This window comes from Bacteroidales bacterium (genome assembly GCA_018334875.1).
Classification (GTDB): domain Bacteria; phylum Bacteroidota; class Bacteroidia; order Bacteroidales; family UBA12077; genus JAGXLC01.
In genome coordinates this window covers 1-7,540 of sequence record JAGXLC010000205.1, presented here as the reverse complement: position 1 = coordinate 7,540, position 7,540 = coordinate 1, and the positions used below count along the sequence as shown (strand labels likewise).

Genomic DNA, 7,540 nt, shown 5'->3' with positions numbered 1-7,540 from the left:
TAAGGCATTGCACGCACAAACAGTCGTTGTAACGGCTGGAGATTTTTTTACGGACATCCCCGGAAATAATAATTTTTGCACAACCACAGTTCAGAATATCGTTGTTCCTGCATTCAAATGATTTACCACAATGGGGGCAGATCTTGATCATAAGTGCTTGTTTTGAAAAAGGCTGCGGAAAACGGATGAATTAAAGGGGGAATTATGAGTATGATCCGAATTTCCGCAGCATAAAATTAATTAACTATTCAAACACAACTGCATTTGGGTAATAACCAATCTGAATTGAATCTTTCAATGTGTATTCCTGATCGTACCAATATAAGTATCCTTTTGATTGAGGCTTGGTACCGAGACAATACACATTGCCATTTTCCGGGTTTACATCCAGCCCGTAGGGTATGCGGTCAATGATGGGGTCTGTAGGCGCATTTGAGTCAGATATGCTCATTTCATACACCCCATTTGCACCTACAAAATAGAGCATTTCTTCATCAGGACCGATGGCCAGCAAATAATTCCCGTCACTGGAAGTTTTATCAATATCAAATGTACTGGTTTGGTAGTCTGAAGAAGTAATTTTAACCAGTTCAGAACCTGTAGGTCCTCCAGTTTGAAAAGCGCTACGACCTTTGCAAAGCACCCAAACATCATTGTTTTTATCTTTCACGATATCTGTTGGTATATCGCCCACTTCAACATTTTCAGTGACTTCGTCGGTAGAAATGTCAATTACACTAACTGTATTGTCAATTTTCCATCCTCCGCTGTTGGTGACAAAAACCTGGTCATCTACTTTGATCATGCTTTCCGGACCTCTGCCTACTTCTATGCTATCGGTGATCACGTGTTCATTTAAATCAATTACCAGAACATGCCCCCTGCTTGAATCGGCTGAGCTGCCATTTGTTAAATAACCTTTATTCCGGTCAACTGGCAAAAACTGCCGGGGATAACTGAGTGAGTTCATGACATCAACAGCTTCAAATGTGTTTTTGTCAACTATTTCCATTTTTTTCGAATTATTGACTACCACATAACCTCTGGTGTCGGAAAACGCAAGATCCTGAACTATATCGCCGGGTGTGCGGCCATTATTCTTTTTTTCAAAATAGTTGTTTATCACCTTTCCTGAATCCTGCTCAAAAAGGGTGATGGATCCGTTATTATTACCGAATTGACCCTCATTCACAATGTAAATTCCTTCCACCTGAATTTCATCTTCTTCCCCTCCGTTATCTTCACACGATGTAAAGGTAAGGGGCAACATTCCGATGAAGCTTAATAATAATGTTGTTCTGAGTTTTGAAAATGTACGTTTCATCATTGTTCATTTAAATTTTTAGGTTAATTAATCATTTTGTTTAGTTGAATCTTGAGATTGATATAATAAGCCCGGCCGGGCATCGGATAATGCGCAACAACCTGGTAATGCCTGTCAAAGATATTTTTAACACTCAGCTTGAGTTGAGCATCAAAATCTTTAAATTCAAATTGTTTTTTTATGAAAACGTCCAGTATGGAATAAGGTTCCAGTTCACTGGAATTATCGGATGTGGTATACCTTATTCCGGTATAGTTGATATTGCTCCCCAGGGTGTAATCATTCCATTGGGTTAACAGGGAATTTTTAAGTGTGTGGAAGGGGGTGTATCTCAGTTGCTTCTTGTAAGTATTTGGTTTGTTCTCATTGAGATTGGTTGACAGGGTATAATTGTAAACCGATTTGATATGGAGATTAATGGGCTCCCATTCCACGTAAAGGTCTGTCGATGCTTCTATCCCTGAACTTCTAACCCTGGAAGTATTAATGGCATGCCAGTATGATTCTCCCTCTGCCGGAACCCACTGGATGAGGTCAAAGATTTTGGAGGTATAGAAGGTAATTTCGGATTGAAGGTTTTGAATGAATCCGTTTAACTCCGGGGTGTAGCCGATTCCGATTTCACCGGACCAGCCGTGTTCGGGTTTGATGTTTTTATTTCCGCCCGGTTGCCAGTATTTATCGTTTAGTGTGGGCAGCTTATATTTGGTGGAAAAATGGCTTCTTATAACCAATTGTTCGGGAATGAGCTTGTAATTGGCTCCTATTCCAAATTGGGGAAGGGGATTGGTATAGTTGTTAAACTGTTGCCGGATGGAAAGATTGGTGGTCAGGCTTTGGTAGTTGTATTTAAATGCCCCGATCACAGAGGCCCTGTATTCACGTATTGTTTTTCCGTATTCATCTACATTTCCTTCGATAAGGGAGTACTGACCTCCGATATCAAAATTTATGCGGTTGTTCAGGTAATAGCGATAATTCAGATCATTCATCCATTTTCTCGTTTCTAGCGGGGAATAGATCATATAAGCCTCATCTCCGGGATTTTCTTTTTCCGTATAGAGTTGATGGTGGTAAAAATATCCCGAGCGTAGCTGGAGGGCTGATTCCTCAAACACCCTTTTCCACTGTCCGTATATTCTTAGTGTACTGTCACGCTGGCGGGCTGTACCCGGTTCTGAAATACCCATAATTTCTGGAACTTCTTTTTCCCTTTCCTGATACCACACGCCCGCCTCAAATTTGTTTCTGGGAGATGCTTTATAATAGAAATTCTGCATCACACCAAAATTCTGTACGGCATTATTTTTTCTTTCTTTAAGCGGATTCTCGAACTGCTGCGTGTCGTGAAATTCAAAATCATTTTGGGCTTTTTGGAAGAATCCGGAAATTTTGTATCGAAATTTTTGATTACCCAGCTCACTTTGCAGACTGTAGCGCTGGTTGTCCCAACTGCCTGCCTCACCAGACAAAGACAAAGTATTCCCTTTGCTCCAGTTTGTTTTGTTATTCAGGCCGATGGCTCCTCCGAAAGTGCCGTTACCATATAGTGAAGCCGGTGCACTATGGGTTATGGAAACCTGATCTATAAATTCCATGGGTGTTTGAGATAAATCGCTTTGCCCCAGGGTTAGTGAATTGATAGGGAAGCCGTTCCAGGTTACTGAAGTATGACTACCCTGAGTTCCCCTGAGTTTGGGTACGGCCAGGGAGCCCCGGGTTCCGTATGATTGGATATATACCGGGGATGCGGTAGCGAGAAGTTCGTCGAGGTTGTTTGAGCGATTATTTTCAATGGTTATCGAATCAATAGAAGAGGTTTTCTGATCCTCGGAATAAAAATCTTTCCTGTTGCCGGTTATATGAACCTTTTCAATTTCATGGACTTTTTGAGAGAGCTGATGCTGTGCATGAATCATTCCCAAAGGAAGTGTCATCATTATCAACACCAATTTTATGATTGTGGTTATCCTGTTGTAACTGGCCATGATGTTCATTCTATAATTCATTGATTCAATTTTATCACAGCCTTTTTTCGGGAATGTTGCAGAGAAGAGTTTTTGGTTCTTCACCACAGCTTTTAACCCGAAAGCTATGAGTCATGTCTTGATTTTGGCAGGTTTCCTGGCTTTCCCGATCTTTGAACGCCTTCCCACCCCGCCTCTGGCGGGGCAGTGGTCTGAGGGTGGTCAAAGATGCCGCCCCGCCTTCGGCGGGACCGGGATTACAGTAGCGGGTACTGCCTCGGACTCTCCGTCAGTTGCCGGATCACCGAATTCCCTTTTAAAAGGACGAAACTGGTACGTTCGTCCTTCACCAAAACCGATTGCAAAACTATGTCAATTTATTTAGTATTCCAATGGATTGATTCGATTAATTTTTTGTTTTAACCCATTATGTTTCTTCATAAGTACCTTACTAGCCAAGTTTTGTCCAAAAAGCAAGAATTTGACCGGTAAGGTACTCAAAATCAATTTGCAACCATACAGATAAAAGATGTCATCATGATTGGGGGAACTTTTATATTCTGCAGAAAATAATTTGAGATGGCAACGGCTGTATTAACCTGCATTATTCATAAACAAACGAAGTGAAGTTTATGAATGCGGGGTGGATTGCGGGGTGGATGCAGGCCCGCCTGCGCTAGCTTCGGTTGCTTGCGCTAAAGCTTCAGCGAAAGCGTGCGGGCAGGTAACCCCGCATTAGAAAAACCGGCTTTTTGCGAAATTTATTGAAGCAAAAAGCCAGGTTTTTCAATAGCGTCAGAATTATTCAAGAATAATTCGGGTTAATTTCTTATGTATTCCTATAAAACAAAAATCATGGTCTGTAAAATGATTAATATCATGTATTTGCCAAGTTATTGACGTTTATTGCATTTTATTGAAATTCATTTATTTGAAATTGAATTCACAGATTATTTTAGCGAATGATTTGGTTCTTATCAATTAATTGTTGATATTTGCATTGCGAATTTTTAGAAATGGGAAGTGAAAAATTGAAAATTAGAGATTTGTTATACATGGGAAAAATTTTCAACAGAAGTGATTTTTCTTATCCGCCCGAATATGGACAGCCTTCAGAGTTATTATATACATTATATATTATCCCAAAAAATCCTTTATAACTGTATTATAGTTGTTAACATGCATTAAGCTTAGATGATCAAATTATATAAAATTTGAACAGAAAATATTATGTGTATTATAAAATAAGGAGGAATTATGAGTATGGATCTTAGTAAAATTTCCGAAACATTAGTCGAAGGTAAAGTAGATGAATTACAAAAATTAACGGAGGAATATCTGAATTCCGGTGCTGACGCTGGTGATCTTCTGAATAATGGATTATTACCGGGGATGGATACAGTAGGTCAGAAATGGAAAGACGGCGACATGTTTATGCCTGAAGTACTTCGGTGTGCTAAGGCTATGAGTAAGTCTATGGATATTCTCAGACCGCAACTTTCAGAAGCGGATATGGGCAATGCCGGTACCATGGTTATTGGTACAGTTGCCGGCGATCTTCACGATATTGGAAAGGATCTGGCCGGAATGATGTTTGAAGGTGCCGGTTACAAGGTGATCAATTTAGGTATTGACCAACCGAATGAAGAATTTGTCAATGCCGTTAAAGAACATAAACCCGATTTATTAGGTATGTCTGCTTTGTTAACCACTACCATGCCCAGAATGGGTGAGGTGATCAATTCACTTAAAGAAGCCGGTATTCGCGACCAGGTTGCCGTGATCATTGGCGGTGCTCCAGTAACGGAAGATTTTGCCGAAGAGATTGATGCCGACTTGTATGCACCGAATGCCGGTAGTGCAGTGGATATTGCCAAGGAATATTTCGAGAAGAAAAAATCTTAACAGATTATCCTGCAGCTTAGCAGGATATTATTTAGAGCGGTTCAATCCTGAGGCAAGGTCAATGGTTATACCTGTAAAGGATTGAATCCTTGTGTTCAGCCTGTTTGGCTGAGCAGAAATGATAAATTTTAAAAGAATAAAGGAATTTCTTATGAAAATGAATCAACAAATCAATAAGTCTACCAGGTTTAGGGTGCTGTCAGAAGACCAGATCGAGCAGATATTTTATTCTGCGCTGGAAGTACTTGAGCATACAGGTGGAAATGTTTACGAGGAGGAGGCGCTTGAGCTTTTTAGGAACAGCAATGCCGTTGTCAGGGAGAACAATGTGCGTATACCTACTACCATGGTGGAAGAAGCACTTAATTTCTATCCCCGGAAGATTACATTAAAAGGAAGAAGCGGCAATCGTTCGCTCCATTTGCAAAAAGATACCGTAGCTTTTGGCACAGGTTCCGATCTTCCTTTTACTTACGACCGGGAAACAGGAGAACGAAGAAGGACCAGGTGGAACGATATCAACAATGCTGCAAAGTTGGTGGATGCCTTATCCAATTATGATTTTTTCATGTCGCATGGCATTGTAGGTGATGCACCTAATCCGCAGACCTATGACAGGCATCAGTTTATGGCAATGCTGGAAGGATGTACCAAGCCAATGGTATTGACAAGTGTAGACGGAGAAGGACTGGAAGATCTCTGGAAAATGGGTTGTCTTATTCAGGGCGGAGAGGAAGAATTCAGGCTGAATCCGCTTTTTGTGGCCTACATTGAGCCCATTTCTCCGCTGAAGAACGACCGCACTGCTGTTGAGAAACTACTTTTTGCAGCGGAAAAGAAAATTCCGGCCATGTATACTCCATGTCCGAGTTCAGGTGCAACTGCTCCGGCTACGCTGGCAGGTATGCTGGTTCAATCGCTTACTGAAACCCTTCTTGCTACCGTATTGTGTCATTTGAAAAATCCGGGTATGCCCCTTATTATGGGTGGTGTTACCACACTACTTGACATGAAGATGTCTACCTATTCCTATGGTGCCCCGGAACTCTCTCTTGCCTCTGCAGCCAATACCGATATTTCAAAATGGCTTAATCTGCTTATGTTCTCTACAGGTGGCTGTTCAGATTCAAAAGTTCTTGATGAACAGGCTGCTGCGGAACAGATGATGAATCTTTTTTATTCTTATCTCTCCGGTGCAAACCTGGTACATGATGTAGGCTATATCGACCATGGTACGAATGCTTCACTGGAAAGCCTCGTGCTGAACCAGGAGATGATGGGGATGGTCAAACAGTTCGGTAAAGGTATTAATACCGATGACGAGCATCTTGCGTTGGAGCTGATTGAAAAACAGGGTCCCGGTGGTGAATACGTTACAACCGACCATACCTTTGAACACTGGAAAGAATGGTTTAGACCTGAATTACAGTACAGAGGTGATTATGAAACCTGGAAAAAGGACGGAAGCAAAACAATGAGCGACCGCATCAATGAACGGACACAACACCTGCTGGATACCTATGAACCTGAACCGATAGAGGACAAGCTGAAAAAAGAATTGCAAAAAATAGTGGAAGATGCCGATAAACGGCATTCCTAAACGATCCAAGTTGTTGGAATAACCAAATAATCTAATAATTATGATTCAAAGAACGAACTATACCGTACAGCAATCTCCGCATTTTGAAGTTCTTTCCGAAGACCAAAAGGAAAGGATATACAACGGAATGCTGAGAACTTTACAATATACCGGCGCCAATGTACATCATGAAGGTGCCCGGGAGTTATTCAAAAAAGCAGGATGCAAAATCGATGGCGTTCGGGTGTATTTTCCCCCGGAGGTTATTCTACAGGCGCTTTCTACCGTACCCCCGGTAACGGAAATATTTCCGTGGGACGGAGACGAATCGAGGAAGATCACTGTGGAAAAGAAACGCAGCTATTTCGGCCCGGGACCAACTCCTCCGAACTTTATCGATACGGATACGCTGGAAAGAAGGCCTTATCTCCGGAAGGATGCTTCCCTGGTAGCCCGGGTTTGTGATGCCCTTCCCAATATGGGGTATGTACAATCGTTGGGTTCCATTAGTGACGTAACCAATGGGTTGGCCGATGTTTATGAATTTGCTGATATGATAAGAAATACGACAACTCCAATTATGAGTTGGGCCTTTGGAAGAGGTGGTGTGTATGACCAGCACAGGATGGCTATTGCTATGGCCGGTGGCGAGGAAGAATTCAGGCAACGGCCTAATTTTATTTTCTATGGCGAGCCCATTTCTCCGCTTGTTAGCGATTTCCATGCTATTGACAAGGTGATGTATTGTGCCGAGCATCGTATTCC

Annotated in this window: 6 protein-coding genes and 1 riboswitch; of the genes, 3 read left to right on the top strand and 3 right to left on the bottom strand. The window is 41.7% G+C overall.

Annotated features, from left to right (window positions below; all coding sequences use genetic code 11):
* The 3 genes from KGY70_14290 to KGY70_14280 form a co-directional block, all read right to left on the bottom strand.
* On the bottom strand, positions 1 to 151 hold a 151-nt coding region (locus KGY70_14290), incomplete at its 3' end, for a cysteine-rich CWC family protein (protein ID MBS3776360.1).
* 93 nt (positions 152 to 244) lie between these two features.
* A complete protein-coding gene (locus tag KGY70_14285; GenBank protein ID MBS3776359.1) occupies positions 245 to 1,327 on the bottom strand; it encodes a hypothetical protein in 1,083 nt (360 codons plus the stop codon).
* Positions 1,328 to 1,347: 20 nt separating this feature from the next.
* A complete protein-coding gene (locus KGY70_14280; protein MBS3776358.1) occupies positions 1,348 to 3,333 on the bottom strand; it encodes a TonB-dependent receptor in 1,986 nt (661 codons plus the stop codon).
* Positions 3,334 to 3,420: 87 nt separating this feature from the next.
* Positions 3,421 to 3,660: riboswitch (cobalamin riboswitch) on the bottom strand.
* Between the two features lie 888 nt (positions 3,661 to 4,548).
* Between KGY70_14280 and KGY70_14275 the strand changes: the two genes are divergently transcribed.
* The 3 genes from KGY70_14275 to KGY70_14265 all read left to right on the top strand — a co-directional run.
* Complete coding sequence (locus tag KGY70_14275) at positions 4,549 to 5,196, top strand: corrinoid protein (GenBank protein MBS3776357.1); 648 nt, start codon at positions 4,549 to 4,551, stop codon at positions 5,194 to 5,196.
* Between the two features lie 151 nt (positions 5,197 to 5,347).
* Positions 5,348 to 6,796: a trimethylamine methyltransferase family protein gene (locus KGY70_14270; GenBank protein ID MBS3776356.1), complete on the top strand. Its 1,449-nt coding sequence runs from the start codon at positions 5,348 to 5,350 to the stop codon at positions 6,794 to 6,796.
* 40 nt (positions 6,797 to 6,836) lie between these two features.
* The coding region (locus KGY70_14265; GenBank protein ID MBS3776355.1) for a trimethylamine methyltransferase family protein at positions 6,837 to 7,540 on the top strand (704 nt) is incomplete at its 3' end.